The organism is Streptomyces sp. NPDC005722 (assembly GCF_040630935.1).
GTDB lineage: Bacteria > Actinomycetota > Actinomycetes > Streptomycetales > Streptomycetaceae > Actinacidiphila.
The window spans coordinates 1-14,079 of sequence record NZ_JBEXYN010000086.1; the positions used below are offsets into that span (position 1 = coordinate 1).

A 14,079-nucleotide genomic window follows, 5' to 3' on the forward strand; every position below is an offset into this window, starting at 1 on the left:
CAGGACATCGTTGATGAGGTCGAACGCCAGGACCTGCACGACGTCGTCCTGGTAGGTCACAGCTACTCGGGCATTCCGAGCGGTCAGGCCGCCGGGCGGATCGGCGACCGGCTGGCGCAAGTGGTCTTCCTCGACTCCAGTGTTCCGGCCGATGGTGAACCGTTCGTCTCCGCCTGGCCGGACGGCGGGGCGATGATGAGGACAACGATCGCCGAGAACGGCGGATTCTGGCCGGTCGCGCCCGCGGCCCACTTCGAGGGCCACGGTCTCACCGATGACCAGATCGCACGGATCGTGGGCGGTTCCACGCCACACCCGGGTGCCACGCTGACCGAACCCGCTGTGCTGGAAACGCCGCTCGGCGACCTCCCGGCGACCTACATCAAGTGCACGCTCGGTGACCCCGAGCCGAGCGACGACGTGGCCGAGCTGCTGACCAGCGGACGCTGGCGGCTGATGGAGATGGACACCGGCCACTGGCCGATGTTCTCCCAGCCACGCGAACTGGCGCGGATCCTCATCGACACAACCGGGGCGTGACCGCAGCTCCACGCTTGCGGACTCCTTGCCGGCGTCGTATCAACTGCGCTGCTCACAGCCACTCGTTGACGGCCGGGACAAGGACGGTCGCCTCGTAGCGGACGGCGAGTTTGTGGTACCGCCGTACCGCGTTGCCACGGCCCGATGCCTCTTGAAGTAGTTGATCCCGCATTCGATCGCGTGGCGCTCGCGGTCGTCGGCCAAGTCGAAATGTGGCGGCCGTTCGCCGCGGGAGCCAAACTTTTTGCCGTTGCGTACCTGATCGGCCTCGTTCGGGATGGTGCAGCGGATCCCGCGCCGGCGCAGGCAGGCGCGGTTCCTGCGGGAGGCGTACGCCTTGTCCGCTCGGACCCGATCAGGACGGACGCGTGCGCGGCCGGCTAGCGGACGCGCCCCGACCAGGGTTCAGGCGGACGCGCGGAGGGTAGGCCGCCCCGGCAACGCCTGGTGAAGCGACGGAAACAGCCTCACAAGGACCAGGAAGCCAGTCGAGCCGATGCGACGTGCCGCTGTGGCCGAGCGTTGGTCAGCCCCGTCTGACCGCGCTGAAGGGGTCGGCACAATATGCCGGCGCCGACCCGAACGACTACCATCACCTGCTCCAACTGACCGGAAACGACCAGTGGTACATGGGCGGCGACGGCGGCACCCTGCACTGGGCGATGCCCACCGCGGCACTGCACGTCGGCGACTTCAGTCAGGCCATCCCCACCCCGGACCTGTCCTGACCACTCGTAGATCACTTCGGGCGCAGGGCTGACGTGGACCGGTCCGAGCCGTTCCCTGCCCTGTTGCGGGCCCCGCGGGCCCCGCGGGCCCGGAGGCAGGGCAGCGGTCAGGCGGTGTCTTCGGTGCGGTCGGTGTCCCAGCGGGTGTGGTAGCTGCCGGGGCGGTCGGTGCGGCGGTAGGTGTGGGCGCCGAAGTAGTCGCGTTGGGCCTGGATGAGGGAGGCGGGCAGGCGCGGAGTGCGCAGGGTGTCGTAGTGGGCGAGGGTGGCGGCGAAGGCGGGTGCGGGGACGCCGTCGCGGGTGGCGTGGGCGACGACAAGGCGCCAGGCCAATTGGGCGTCGCCGACTTCGCGGGCGAAGCCGGGGTCGGCGAGCAGACCGGGCAGGGTGGGGTCGGCGGTGTAGGCGTCGCGGACGCGGTCGAGGAAGTCGGCGCGGATGATGCACCCGGCGCGCCACACCGCGGCGACGACGGCGAGGTCGGTGGTCCAGCCGTAGGTGGTGGCGGCGGCTTGGATCTGGTGGAGGCCCTGGGCGTAGGAGATGACTTTGGAGGCGTACAGGGCCTGTTCGACCTGGTCGGTGAAGCGGTCGGCGTCGCGTGCGCCGAGGACGGTCGGGGTGGGGCCGGGCAGGGCGGCGCCGGTGGCGCGCAGGGCGCTGTGGCCGGACAGGGAGCGGGCGAAGACGGCTTCGGCGATGCCGGAGACCGGGATGCCGAGGTCGAGGGCGCTCTGCACGGTCCAACGCCCGGTGCCCTTCTGTTCGGCGGCGTCGGCGATGACGTCGACGAAGGGCCGGCCGGTGTCGGCGTCGTGGTGGGCGAGGACCTCGGCGGTGACCTCGATGAGGTAGGAGTTCAGGCGGCCGGTGTTCCACCGGCGGAAGACCTCGGCGATCCGCGCCGGATCCCATCCGGTGGCGTGGCGCAGCAGGTGGTAGGCCTCGGCTATGAGCTGCATGTCGGCGTACTCGATGCCGTTGTGGACCATTTTGACGAAGTGGCCGGCGCCGTCGGGGCCGAGGTGGGCCACAGCCGGGGTGCCGTCGGGGGCGGTGGCGGCGATGTCGTTCAGGACGGGAGCCAGCAGCTCGTACGCTGCCCGGGAGCCGCCGGGCATGATGCTGGGGCCGTTCAGGGCGCCTTCCTCACCGCCGGAGATGCCGGTGCCCAGGAAGTGGATGCCGCGTTCGCGCAGGGCGGCCTCGCGGCGGCGGGTGTCGGCGAAGTGGGCGTTGCCGCCGTCGACGATGACATCGCCGGGTTCGAGCAGCGGGGCGTACTCGGCGATCACCTCGTCGGTGGCCCGGCCGGCCTGCACCATGACGATCAGGCGCCGGGGCCGCTGCAGCGCGGCGACCATCTCCCGCGCCGTTTCCGCCGCGATGAAGGTGCCCTCGTGGCCGAACTCGTCGACCAGCGCCATGGTGCGGGCGGGGCTGCGGTTGTGGACGGCCACCGCATAGCCGTGCCGGGCCAGATTGCGAGCCAGATTGCGGCCCATGACTGCGAGGCCGGTGACGCCTACGTTCGCGCTGGAGTGCATGGTTCATCCTTCGGTTGTCATCGAGGTCGTGCTGGTTGAACCGGGGAGACAGAGAAAGGCGGTCCGCGGGCGGGTCCTCGGCGTGGCTCTGTTGGCGGCCCGTCATGACTCGGGGAAGTCATGACGGGAGGCACACCCCGCAAACGCCGCTCGGGAGGGCCACCGCCGACGCATGGAGCGCGCCGGCGGTTGCCACGCAACGTCGGTAACACCCACGAGCGTCGAGGTCGTCGGAGGATCGCCGGGTCACGAAGCCGGGCGTTCCTTGCGCCGTCCTCAGGCGGCCTGCCGCGGCGGGAGGAAGGCTCCGGCCGTCTCCGGGTCGGGCCACGGTGTCACGGTCTCGCCGGCGACGAGCCAGCCGTAGGCGCCGCCCCGCTTCAGGCGCAGCTCGTAGAGGAACGGGGCGGCGGTGTCGCTCATGCGGCGGTAGAGGAGCGCGGTGGCGTGCTCGCCCTGGTCCTCGGCATGCAGGATCTCGTACTCGGTGGACAGCGGCGCCTCGCCCGCCTTCCCCCGGGCGGCGAACTCGGCGAAGACCTCCTTGCGGGGAGCTGCCGCGATGGTTCCCTCCGCGGTGGGGAAGAGGATCGCCATGTCGTCCGTGTAGAGCTTCTCCATGGCGTTCATGCGGTAGTTGCTGCCGTCGTGGACGACGCGGGAGATGAAGTCGCGCATTTCCGCGGTGATCGTGCTCATGGCCGTTCTCCTTGTGGTTCGTTTGAAGGTGTGCCGGCGGCCGCCGGCCCGGACCGGAATCGACCGCCCGGAATGTTGTGTCGCATGTGGTGTTCGGGCAATTCGCAGCGTGTGACGGCGCGGGGAGGGCCGCTACGAGGGCCACCCCGTCCTGCCGACGGCGCTGGTCCCTGTCGGGTACGGCCGAATTCAATTGTTCGACGTACGACGAACAACGTAACACGGCCCATTTGTCGCGCACCTCCGAAGCAAACGTGACGACGCTCTCATCACCTGGAACACACGGTGTTACCCATAAGCGGGGCATCGGCCGTGACTCATGCCACCTTCGGGGAATCCACGCAGCGCGCGGGAGCGATGTACGGTCGCAAGCGAAGTTCGACGGCTTACGAACAAGCGGGTCGCCGTGGCCGCATTCCGGCGGCACCCGGCCCGGAGCCGTTCCTCGAGAACAAACGGTCCCCGTGTGCGGGAATTCGCGGCCGCCCCAGGTGAAACCACGCCACCCAGCGGCCTTGGAGGCGCCGGCGGGCCGGACACCGCACGGTTCGCGTCGCCGGACCACGCGCCAGGGCACACCGGAATCCAACGATCGGAGTGAGCAACGCATGACGAGCCAGACGAACGACCTCAGCCGGCGGCGGCTGCTGCACGCCATGGGCGCACTGGGCGCGGGGACCGCTGCGGCGGCGCTGACGTCCGGGGTCGCCGAGGCGGCCGGGTCCGTCACGGGAACGGGCGCCCCTGCCGAGGGCCTTTCCCTGCCCACGGCAGGTCACGGGGCGGTCGTGCCCATGAGACTGCACGTGCCCGAGCGCATGCTGCGGGACCTTCGGCGGCGGCTCGAGACGACTCGGTGGCCGGCCCAGGAGCTCGTGGACGACTGGTCGCAGGGCGCCCCGATGTGGCGGGTCAAGCGACTCGTGGACCACTGGCAGCGGCACTACGACTGGCGCAGGGTGGAGGCGCTCCTCAACGGCTTCGGCCAGTACCGGACCGTGATCGACGGCGTCGGCATCCATCTGCTGCACGCGAGGTCGCCCCATCGCGACGCGATGCCCATCATGCTCACGCACGGGTGGCCCGGGTCGGTCCTGGAGTTCCGGAAGGTGATCCGGCGCCTGACGCACCCGACCGAGTTCGGCGGCTCCGCGCGCGATGCCTTCCACGTGGTCACCCCGTCCCTGCCGGGGTTCGGCTTCTCCGATCAGCCGGACGCACTCGGCTGGGGCCGCGTACGGACGGCGAAGGCCTGGGCCAAGATCATGCCCCGCCTCGGGTACGACCACTACCTCTCCCAGGGAGGGGACTGGGGTGCGGCGGTCAACGTGCAGCTGGGGGTGCTGCGCCCCAAGGGCCTCCTGGGGATCCACCTGAACTTCCCCCAGATCGTCCCTCCCGATCTCGACATGAACCACCTGACCCCCGAGGAGCGGGTGGCGATGGGCCAGCTGGACGCCCAGCAGAAGAGCGAGATCGGGTATCAGCTCGAGATGATGACCAGGCCCCAGACCGTGTCCTATGCGCTGGCCGATTCCCCCGTCGGCCAGGCCGCCTGGATCTACGAGAAATTCGGCGTCTGGACCGACAGCGACCGGAATCCGGAGTCGGTTCTGACGCTGGACGAGATGCTGGACGACATCACCCTGTACTGGCTGACGAACACGGCGGAGTCCGCCGCACGCTTCTACTGGGAGAACTCGGACATCACCATGAACGCCGTCAAGATCGACGTTCCCATGGGCGTCACACTGTTTCCCAAGGAGTTCTACACACCGCCTCGCGCCTGGGCCGAGAAGGCGTTCCCCCGTCTCGTCTACTGGAACAAGGCGAGCAGGGGCGGCCACTTCGCCGCCTTCGAACAGCCGAAGATCTTCGCGGAGGAAATCCGCAGGTTCGGCAGGCTGTTCCGCTGACGGGCCGCGGTCCCCGGGGACGGCCCGGCGCGGACGACGGCGGTGGCCGGGGCGCGTCCCGCCCCCTGCGGGACCTCACCTGCCGCGCCGCCCGCGATCCCCGTCCCTCACCCCCGCCGCGCCGGGAGGTGTGCCATGTCTCACCACCCGGATCACAGCGTCCACACATGTTATGTTCGTAGTTCGTCGAACATCGATCGATATGGAGAACAACGATGACCAGCCCTTCCGACCAGCCCTTCTCCGGCCGCGTCGCGATCGTCACGGGAGCGGGGTCCGGCATCGGCCGCGCGACCGCGCTCGCCCTGGCGACGGCCGGGGCGCACGTACTCGGCGTCGGCCGCCGGCAGGACGCCCTCGACGAGACGGCCCGGGCGCACCCGAACATCGAGGTCCTGTCCGTGAACCTGGTCGACGACGGCGCCCCCGCCCAGGTCGTCGGCACCGCCGTCGAGCGCTGGGGACGGCTCGACCTGCTGGTGAACAACGCCGGCGGCACGGCCGTCATGCCTCTGGCCGAGGCGGACAGGAAGGTGATCGCCGACCTCTTCGACCTCAACGTGGTGGTCCCGAGCATGCTCGCCCACGAGGCCCTGCCGCACCTGCGCACGTCCTCCGGCAGCATCGTCAACGTGTCCAGCACGTACGGACACCGTCCCATGGCCGGCGGGTCCCACTACTCGGCCACCAAGGCCGCGATCGAGCAGATGACCCGCAGCTGGGCCCTCGAGCTCGCCGCGGAAGGCATCCGCGTCAACGCCGTCGCCCCCGGCCCCACCAAGACCGACGTCATGCTCGCCGCCGGCCTCACCCCCGAGGCGGTCAACGACATGTACGCCTACGAGCGGGACCGCATCCCGACCCACCGCATCGCGGACGTCGCCGACATCGCCCACTGGATCCTGCGCATGGCCGAGCCCGCCGGGCGCCAGGCCACCGGCCAGGTGATCACCGTCGACGGCGGCCTCGAACTCATCTGAGGCCGGCACCCTCGCGGCTCGCCCCGTCGGCCCGTCCGCGGAGGAATCCCGGGCGGGCAGGAATCCCGGGCGGGGATGTCGAGAACCCGCGGCCGGCTCCGTCCCCGGGGCGAGGGCGGCCACAATGGGTCGCACCGGCACCGAGGAGCCCCACGATGGCCAAGTACCTCCTGCTCAAGCACTACCGCGGCGCACCGACGGCGGTGAACGACGTGCCCATGGACCGGTGGACGCCCCAGGAGGTCTCCGATCACATCCAGTACATGCGGGACTTCGCCGCACGCCTGGAGAAGACCGGCGAGTTCGTCGGCGAACGGGCCCTCGCCCCCGAGGGCGCCTGGGTCCGCTACGACGGCGAGGGCCGCCCGCCCGTCACCGACGGCCCCTTCGCCGAGACCAAGGACCTCGTCGCCGGCTGGATGATCATCGACGTCGACAGCTACGGACGCGCCGTCGAACTCGCCGGGGAACTCTCCGCCGCCCCCGGCGCCGGCGGCCGCCCCATCCACGAGTGGCTCGAGGTCCGCCCGCTCCTCACCACCCCGCCCACCGCCGCCGGATGAGCACCCCCGTCGACGAGGCCCGGCTCCGCGGCCTCACGCCCGGTGTCCTCGCGGTCCTCGTCCGCCGCGGTGCCGACTTCGCGGCGGCCGAGGACGCCGTGCAGGACGCGCTGGTCGAGGCGGTCCGGGTCTGGCCGCAGGACCCCCCGCGGGACCCGAAGGGCTGGCTGGTCACGGTGGCCTGGCGGCGGTTCCTGGACGCGACGCGCTCCGACACCGCACGCCGTCGGCGTGAGGACGTCCTCGACCGGGAACCGGCCGCCGGGCCCGCGCCCTCGGCGGACGACACGCTCCAGTTGTACTTCCTGTGCGCCCACCCGTCGCTGACGCCCTCGTCCGCGGTCGCGCTCACGCTGCGCGCCGTGGGCGGGCTGACGACCCGGCAGATCGCCCGGGCCTACCTGGTTCCCGAGGCGACCATGGCGCAGCGCATCAGCCGGGCCAAACGCACCGTCTCCGGCGTACGGTTCGACCAGCCGGGCGACGTGGCGACCGTGCTGCGCGTCCTCTACCTGGTCTTCAACGAGGGCTACTCCGGCGACGTCGACCTCGCCGCCGAGGCCATCCGCCTCACCCGCCAACTCGCCGCCGCTATCGACCACCCCGAGGTGGCGGGGCTGCTCGCGCTCATGCTGCTGCACCACGCCCGGCGCGCCGCCCGGACGGCCGCCGACGGGAGCCTGGTGCCGCTCGCCGAACAGGACCGCGGCCGGTGGGACACCGCGGCGATCGCCGAGGGCGTCGAGATCCTGCAGGCCGCGCTCGCTCGCGACCGGCTGGGCGAGTTCCAGGCCCAGGCCGCCGTCGCGGCGCTGCACGCCGACGCGCCCACAGCCGAGGAGACCGACTGGGTGCAGATCGTCGAGTGGTACGACGAACTGGCGGGCCTGACCGACAGCCCGGTGGTCCGCCTCAACCGCGCGGTCGCCGTCGGCGAGGCCGACGGGCCGCGCGCGGGCCTGGCGGCGCTGGCGGCCCTCGACGACTCGCTGCCCCGGTACACCGCGGTGGCCGCGTACCTGCACGAGCGTGACGGGGACCTGACGACGGCGGCGCGGCTGTACGCCGAGGCGGCACGGAAGGCGCCCAACCTCGCCGAGCGCGACCACCTGACCCGCCAGGCCGCGCGGCTCAACTCCCTGCGCGGCCGTTGACGGGTGCGGCCGCCCGGTCACCGCGGAGAGCGCCGCCGCGCGCCGAGTCGGGCGCCGGAGGCAACCATCTCCCCCGTACGCGCGCGACTTGACGCCGGCGGCCGGGCGCGCGCCCGTACCGCGGCCGCCGTTGGCCCCTGCGCCCGCCGTCCGGGCCGCCGGCGCGTGGTCGGGATGAAAGTCGGCCGACATGGGCGCACTCTGGAGACAGGCCTCGTTTCGCAGGTGCAGAACGGCCCCGGGACGGGGATGTGGTCGCCGGCCGCTGCCGCGCAATCGGGTCTCGGCCGGGGCCGCCCACGGAAACTCGCAGGCCCCGGCAGACCGAGGGCCGCTGTGCCGTCTCGTTCCGGTCGCCGTCGAAGGTCTCTCCAGTACCCAGGCGCCGGTCCGGCACCGGGCTCCGTGACAGGTACCGATCATGCACGGAAGGACACGCATCATGAGTCGCAGGACACTGATCGCGGCCGTGGCCGCTGCCGCCGCTCTGGCCGGAACGGCAGGCACGGCGACGAGCGCCGTCGCCGCCGCCGACCACCCGCAGAGCACGGTCTCCGTGGTCGCCGACGACGGAGACGACGGCGGGGATGACGGCGGAGACGACGGAGGCGACGGAGGCGACGACGGCGGTGGCGGCGGAGGCGGCTACTGAGCCGGCGATGGTGACGGTGCCCCCCGCAGCCGACGGCTCGGGGGGCACCGCACACGCAACGGGTCCTCTCCCGGCCGGTGGACCCACCCGCTGACCTTCGAGGTCCCGTCGCCTACCGCGGGTCCCCACCGCCCCTCCACGGCGGCGGGGACCCGTTCGTACGGCACCGCACCGTGGGGCGGGGCGGCCGGGGCGGAGTAGGGTCTGCGCCGTACCACCGCTCGGCGTCCTCCGTGGACGTCGTCACCGCCACGGAGGGCGTACCCGAGGAGATGGCGGATCCCGGCCCGCACGGCACCCGGGCGCTCCCCGGTACCCCCGGGGCTCCGGGGTCCCCCGGGTCCGCCGGTACGCCCTGGAGCGCGTACCGGGCCCTGACCCGTGCGTACCCGCGGGCCTGGAAGCTCGGCCTCAACCTGGCCTTCTGCCGCTGCTTCGCCGTGCCGTCCGTCGCGCGCGTGCTGATGTCCACCGGCCGGATCACCGGCGATCCACTGCTGCGCGCGAAGGCCACCGGGGCCGCGCTCTTCCAGGTGCTCGACGAGGGCCCGGACAGCCCGGCCTCGCTCCGTGTGCTGGAGCACCTGCGCCGCGTCCACGCGGGACTGCCCGTCGGCGACGACGCCTTCGTCTACGTGCTCGGGCTGTTCTGCGTCCACCCCCTGCGGTTCATGGCCGCCCACGGGCCGCGCCGCCCCACGGCGGCCGAGGAGGAGTCCGCGCACGCCTTCTGCACGCTGCTCGGCCGGCGGATGGGCATCGGGCCCCTCCCCGCCACGTACGGCGAATTCGCCGCCGCCCAAGACGCCTACGAGGAACGTCACTTCGGCCGGTCGCCGGAGGGCCTGGCCCTGTGGGCCGCCTCCCGCCGGGTCTTCAGGGAACGGCTGCCGGGACCGTTCTCCGCGATCGGCCCACTGCTCGCCGAGGCGCTGATGGGCACGGCCGCCCCCGCCCTGGGCATCCCCGCCCGGCCCCGCACGAGCGCGGTGGCCGGGCGTCTGCTGCGGCGCTACCTGGACCGCTGACCATCACCGCGCTTGCTGCGGCAGCGGTTGCCGCCGGTCAGGACAGGATCTCGACGTGCCCGTCGGTGCCGTGCACACGGATCCGCTGCCCGTCGCGGATCAGCCGGGTGGCCCGTTCCACGCCCACGACGGCCGGCAGGCCGTACTCCCGGGCGATCACCGCGCCATGGGTCATCAGGCCGCCCACCTCCGTCACCAGGCCCGCGATGCCGACGAACAGCGGCGACCAACTCGGGTCCGTGAAGGTGGTGACCAGGATGTCGCCGGCCTCGAGATCCGCCTCCCCGATGTCGAGGACGACGCGGGCCCGCCCCTCGACCGTCCCGGCGGACACCGGCAGACCGGTCAGGGCGCCGGCCGGCACGTCGTCGCGCCGGTACGCCCCGGTGAGGGCCTCGCCGTCCGAGGTGAGCACCCGGGGCGGTGTGAGCGCGTGGTACGAGCGGAACTCCTCCTTGCGCCGCCGGATGAGCGCGCCGTCCACCTTCCGGGAGCGCACGACCTCGTGGAACTCCTGGAACGTGAGGTGGAAGACGTCCTCCGCGTCGGCCAGCACACCCTCCCGCACGAGGCGCCCGGCCTCGCCCATCAGGGCCTGCTTGTAGACGAAGTAGCGGCTGACGATGCCGTACTTCGGGTACTCCCGGTACCCGATGAAGGTGCGGACCCGGTCGATCATCCACGCGGCCTCGTCGGCCTTCCGCTCCCCGTCCGGCAGGGCCCGCAGACGCGACAGCACGTCCCGTTCCTTCTCCTCCGCCTTCCGCCGCCCCTCCTCGAAGCGCCGCCCGGCCGCGCCCGGCGCGAAGTTCCGGACGTTGTCGAGGATCGCGGGCACGAGCGCGGTGGGGCGTTCGCGCCAGCGCGGCCGCGTGATGTCGATCTCGCCGACGCAGCGCATGCCGTACCGGGCGAGGTAGTCCTCGATGGCGTCGCGCGCCTCGGCCCCGCCGGGGACCTTGGGCAGTTCGTCGAGGAAACCCTCGTCCAGGGCGCCCTGGAGGAACGCCACCACCTCCGTGTGCGGGCGGATCACGTCGGCGACGTCGAGCAGCGCCAGTCCCATCTCCGACGTGATGTTGTCGGGGGCGGACAGCGTGAGCGTGTCGGCCGCGTTCTTCTCGCCCAGCCACTCCCGCAGCGTGTCGTTGAGCCACCAGGTGGCTTCCATCCCCGCCATGATCGCCTGCGTGCTCAGCGGTTCACCGAGGGCGCGTTTGTGCTCCGCGAAGGCCTCCAGCAGGAAGTCGAACAGCGCCGGCCCGGTCTTCGCCCGGATGTCGCGCTCCAGGGCGGCGACGGACGCCCGGCTGCGCTCGATCAGCCCCGTGACGACGGCCGGGTCGTTCGCGATCGGGTCGGGCCGGCCGCCGCCGGGCGGCCCGCCGGGGGCCGGGGCCGGCTCGGGGTCCGGGACCAGGGGGACGAAGTCGTCGCGGTCGAGGACGGTCTCCAACGCGTCCCTGACCAGCGGGTCCCCCTTCCCCATGACGTCCAGCAGGGCCGCGCGGCTCGCCGGGGAGGCCAGGCGCCGGGTGACGTCGACGAACAGCCTCCCGCCGGCCTCGTGCATCGGCACCATGGCCGTCAGCTGCCACATGGAGTAGCCCAGCGGCTTCATGGGGTCGGTCATCATCTGCTGGTGGCCGACGGAGACGTAGACGTGGTTCTCCTGGTCGCCGCTCTCGGGTACGGGGAAGAGCGTCGTGATCGGCCGGCTCTGCACGATCGCGAAGCCCTCGTCGTCCAGGCACCATTCGATGTCCTGCGGGCGGCCGAAGTGCGCCTCGATCCGCCGCCCCAGCCCGACGAGTCGAACGGCCTGCGCGTCCGTCAGCGCCGGCTGCTCCTGGCGCCGCGCGTCGACCTCCACTTCCCGCGTGCCGCGGGCCGGCAGGGCGTTCACCGCACGCTCCTTGGCGGCGATCGTCCTGGTGACGACCTCGCCGTCGCGCACCGTGAACACGTCGGGGTTCACCAGGCCGGAGACCAGGGCCTCGCCGAGGCCGAAGCCGGCGTCCACGGTGGCGACCTTCCGGTTGCCGGTGACCGGGTCGGCCGTGAACAGGATCCCGGACGCGTGCGGGAGGACCATGCGCTGCACGACCACGGCCATGTGGACCGTGCGGTCGTCGATGCCGTTGCGCCGGCGGTAGGTGACGGCCCGCTCGGTGAACAGCGAGGCCCAGCACCGGCTGATGTGCCGGAGGACCGCCGTCGGCCCCATGACGTTCAGGTACGTGTCCTGCTGGCCCGCGAACGAGGCGGTCGGCAGGTCCTCCGCCGTCGCGCTGGAGCGGACGGCGCAGGCGGCGCCCTCACCCAGCTCCGCGAGCGCGCCGACGACCTGCGCCGCGACGTCGTCCGGGACGGCGACGCCCTCGACGGCCCGGCGGATCCGCGCGCTGAGGGTGGCGATCGCCTCCCGGTCGTCCGGGTCCACGCGCGCCAGTTGATCGAGGCGGTCGTCGATCGACGGCGCCTGCGCCATGATCCGGCGGAATGCGTCCGTCGTCACGCAGAAGCCGCCGGGCACGCGGACACCCTCGATCCGCGACAGCCCGCCCAGGTGCGCCCCCTTGCCGCCGACGAGCGCGGTCTGCGTCCGGTCGACGTCCCGGAGATCCAGCACGTACTGCTCAGTCATTCGCGATACCTCCGAGGCGGCCGCGCTCCGTCGCACCGCGGTGGGCGATCGAAGCACCGGCGCCTCCCACTCTGTCTGCCTCTTGCCGAGCCCGTCCCCGTCCCGGGTGGCCGTCCCTCTGACGGGTCGGGCGGCCCGGTCGGACGACGATTCTGCGCCGTGACCGGGGCCTTGCGGCAAGCCCCCCAGTGCGCTATAAGTTGAGAGTGGCAAGGAGAGGTCTCCTTGCCCTTTCTGTTTTCCGCCTCCGCCCGCCGCGCGGGGCACCCCCCGCGGGGAGCCTCACGGCGTGGAGGGCCGGCCGTGCGGGTCGGGGGAGCGGGGGCGCGAGGTGTCCAGGGCCTTGGCGACCGCGTCGGCGATGGCCCGCTCGACCTTGCGCCTGCGTCGCCGGCGCAGCAGCGCGTAGGCGCAGCCGGCCGCGACGAGCGCGGCGAGCACGATGAGCTGGCCCCAGGGCCAGGCCCACAGCGAGCGGGATGCGGTGACCTGGTCGGCGCGGAGTGCGGCGGGCTGGTCGTCGGAGGCGAGGGGCTGGAGGACGACGTCGGTGTCCAACCGGACGCCGGGCCAGACGCCGTTGACGGTGACGGTGCGGGTGAGGGAGTTGCCGGGCAGGATCTCGGGGAGGCCGGGGAGCCCGGCGTCCTGGCCGATGAGCCCGAACAGGCCCTTGGTCCGCAGCATTTGACGGGCCTTCAGCCGCACGTTGCCCGTGTTCCGGACGGTGTAGGTGACGCGCAGGCTGCCGCTGCCCGCCGGGTTGAGGGTGCCCTGGTAGGCGGCGTGGAGGTCGCCGACGGTGAGCGCGGGGTCGAGGGGGCCGGTGACGCGCAGGTAGAGGCGGGAGCCGAGGCGGCGGTCGAGCCGGACGGCCTTGCCCTGGACCCCGGTGACCAGCGAGGTCACCACGCCGCCCGAGTGGTCGCCCGGGGTGGCGTCGCGGGGCACGGTGAGCGTGAAGGGCACGGTCGCGGACTGCTGGCTCTTCAGGGTCAGGGTGGTGGATTTCACGGTGATCCACGACCCGACGTCGCGGGGCCGCTGGTCGGCGGTCAGCAGGTCGATGCCGCCGCTGGGGGTGGTGAAGGCGTCGCTGGCGTAGACCTTGAGCTTGACGGTGGTGTCGCTGCGGTTCACCACGGCCAGGGCGTCGGTGACGCGGGAGCCGGGGGCGAGCGTGTACGTGAAGCGGCTGCGTCCCTTGCCGACGGAGGTGTCGGCGGGCGCGGCGCCCCAGGAGACCTGGTCGCCGTCCGCCGGGCGGGTGGTGGCGGGAACGCCGGCCGGCGGTGCGGCGGTGGCGCCCGCCGCGGTCGCCGGCAGGGCGAGGAGGGCCGCGAGCAGGGCGGCGACGAGGTGGCGGGGCGAGATCGGGGTGCCGGATCTCCTGGTCATGGGTTCTCTCCGTCGTCGTGGGGCCGGCCCGCCGTGCGGGGCGGGCCGGCCGCACGCGGTGTTGCCGCCGGCCCGGCACGGCCCCTTCGGTCGGGGCCGTGCCGGGGTGTGGTGCGGGATCGCTGTCAGCTAAGTGCGGTGAGGGTGAGGGTGGTGGTGTAGGTGCCGGGGTCGGTGGTGGTGGGCAGGCGGAGGTCGAGGGCGGCGCCGAGGGTGGCGGTGCCCTT

Annotated in this window: 12 protein-coding genes and 1 pseudogene; 8 read left to right on the forward strand and 5 right to left on the reverse strand. The window is 72.6% G+C overall.

Annotation, left to right across the window (positions count from 1 at the left end):
* Positions 1 to 540: alpha/beta fold hydrolase (locus ABZ479_RS40855; protein ID WP_500466320.1), on the forward strand; the 540-nt coding region annotated here is incomplete at its 5' end.
* 52 nt (positions 541 to 592) lie between these two features.
* Here the strand turns inward: ABZ479_RS40855 and ABZ479_RS40860 are convergent.
* A pseudogene (locus ABZ479_RS40860) lies at positions 593 to 918 on the reverse strand (transposase); the annotation flags it as partial.
* A 125-nt stretch (positions 919 to 1,043) separates the two neighbouring features.
* Here ABZ479_RS40860 and ABZ479_RS40865 point away from each other — a divergent pair.
* The gene (locus tag ABZ479_RS40865) at positions 1,044 to 1,268 is read left to right on the forward strand and encodes a hypothetical protein (protein WP_500466321.1); all 225 of its coding nucleotides are present in this window, start codon (positions 1,044 to 1,046) and stop codon (positions 1,266 to 1,268) included.
* A 107-nt stretch (positions 1,269 to 1,375) separates the two neighbouring features.
* Here ABZ479_RS40865 and gnd read toward each other — a convergent pair whose 3' ends face one another.
* On the reverse strand, positions 1,376 to 2,815 hold the full coding sequence (gene gnd, locus ABZ479_RS40870; RefSeq protein WP_500466322.1) for an NADP-dependent phosphogluconate dehydrogenase: 1,440 nt from the start codon (positions 2,813 to 2,815) through the stop codon (positions 1,376 to 1,378).
* 276 nt (positions 2,816 to 3,091) lie between these two features.
* The gene (locus tag ABZ479_RS40875) at positions 3,092 to 3,514 is read right to left on the reverse strand and encodes a hypothetical protein (protein ID WP_500466323.1); all 423 of its coding nucleotides are present in this window, start codon (positions 3,512 to 3,514) and stop codon (positions 3,092 to 3,094) included.
* A 608-nt stretch (positions 3,515 to 4,122) separates the two neighbouring features.
* On the opposite strand from ABZ479_RS40875, the gene ABZ479_RS40880 reads away from it, so the two are divergent.
* From ABZ479_RS40880 to ABZ479_RS40905, 6 genes are all read left to right on the forward strand, one after another.
* On the forward strand, positions 4,123 to 5,430 hold the full coding sequence (locus ABZ479_RS40880; RefSeq protein ID WP_500466324.1) for an epoxide hydrolase family protein: 1,308 nt from the start codon (positions 4,123 to 4,125) through the stop codon (positions 5,428 to 5,430).
* A 215-nt stretch (positions 5,431 to 5,645) separates the two neighbouring features.
* Complete coding sequence (locus tag ABZ479_RS40885; protein WP_500466325.1) at positions 5,646 to 6,410, forward strand: SDR family NAD(P)-dependent oxidoreductase; 765 nt, start codon at positions 5,646 to 5,648, stop codon at positions 6,408 to 6,410.
* A 155-nt stretch (positions 6,411 to 6,565) separates the two neighbouring features.
* Positions 6,566 to 6,973 (forward strand): YciI family protein, encoded by a 408-nt coding sequence (locus ABZ479_RS40890; protein WP_500466326.1) that lies wholly within the window; start codon positions 6,566 to 6,568, stop codon positions 6,971 to 6,973.
* Entirely contained in the window at positions 6,970 to 8,127 is a 1,158-nt protein-coding gene (locus ABZ479_RS40895; RefSeq protein ID WP_500466327.1) for an RNA polymerase sigma factor, read from the forward strand. The genes ABZ479_RS40890 and ABZ479_RS40895 overlap by 4 nt, the downstream gene beginning before the upstream one ends.
* Before the next feature lie 442 nt (positions 8,128 to 8,569).
* Complete coding sequence (locus ABZ479_RS40900) at positions 8,570 to 8,779, forward strand: hypothetical protein (protein ID WP_500466328.1); 210 nt, start codon at positions 8,570 to 8,572, stop codon at positions 8,777 to 8,779.
* A gap of 233 nt (positions 8,780 to 9,012) precedes the next feature.
* Positions 9,013 to 9,807 (forward strand): oxygenase MpaB family protein, encoded by a 795-nt coding sequence (locus tag ABZ479_RS40905; RefSeq protein WP_500466329.1) that lies wholly within the window; start codon positions 9,013 to 9,015, stop codon positions 9,805 to 9,807.
* A 37-nt stretch (positions 9,808 to 9,844) separates the two neighbouring features.
* Here the strand turns inward: ABZ479_RS40905 and rph are convergent, their stop codons facing one another.
* Positions 9,845 to 12,454 carry a rifamycin-inactivating phosphotransferase gene (rph, locus tag ABZ479_RS40910; RefSeq protein ID WP_500466330.1) on the reverse strand — a complete coding sequence of 870 codons (2,610 nt, stop codon included), beginning with the start codon at positions 12,452 to 12,454 and terminating at the stop codon, positions 9,845 to 9,847.
* Between the two features lie 282 nt (positions 12,455 to 12,736).
* The gene (locus ABZ479_RS40915; protein ID WP_500466331.1) at positions 12,737 to 13,852 is read right to left on the reverse strand and encodes a WxL protein peptidoglycan domain-containing protein; all 1,116 of its coding nucleotides are present in this window, start codon (positions 13,850 to 13,852) and stop codon (positions 12,737 to 12,739) included.
* Between the last annotated feature and the right edge of the window lie 227 nt (positions 13,853 to 14,079).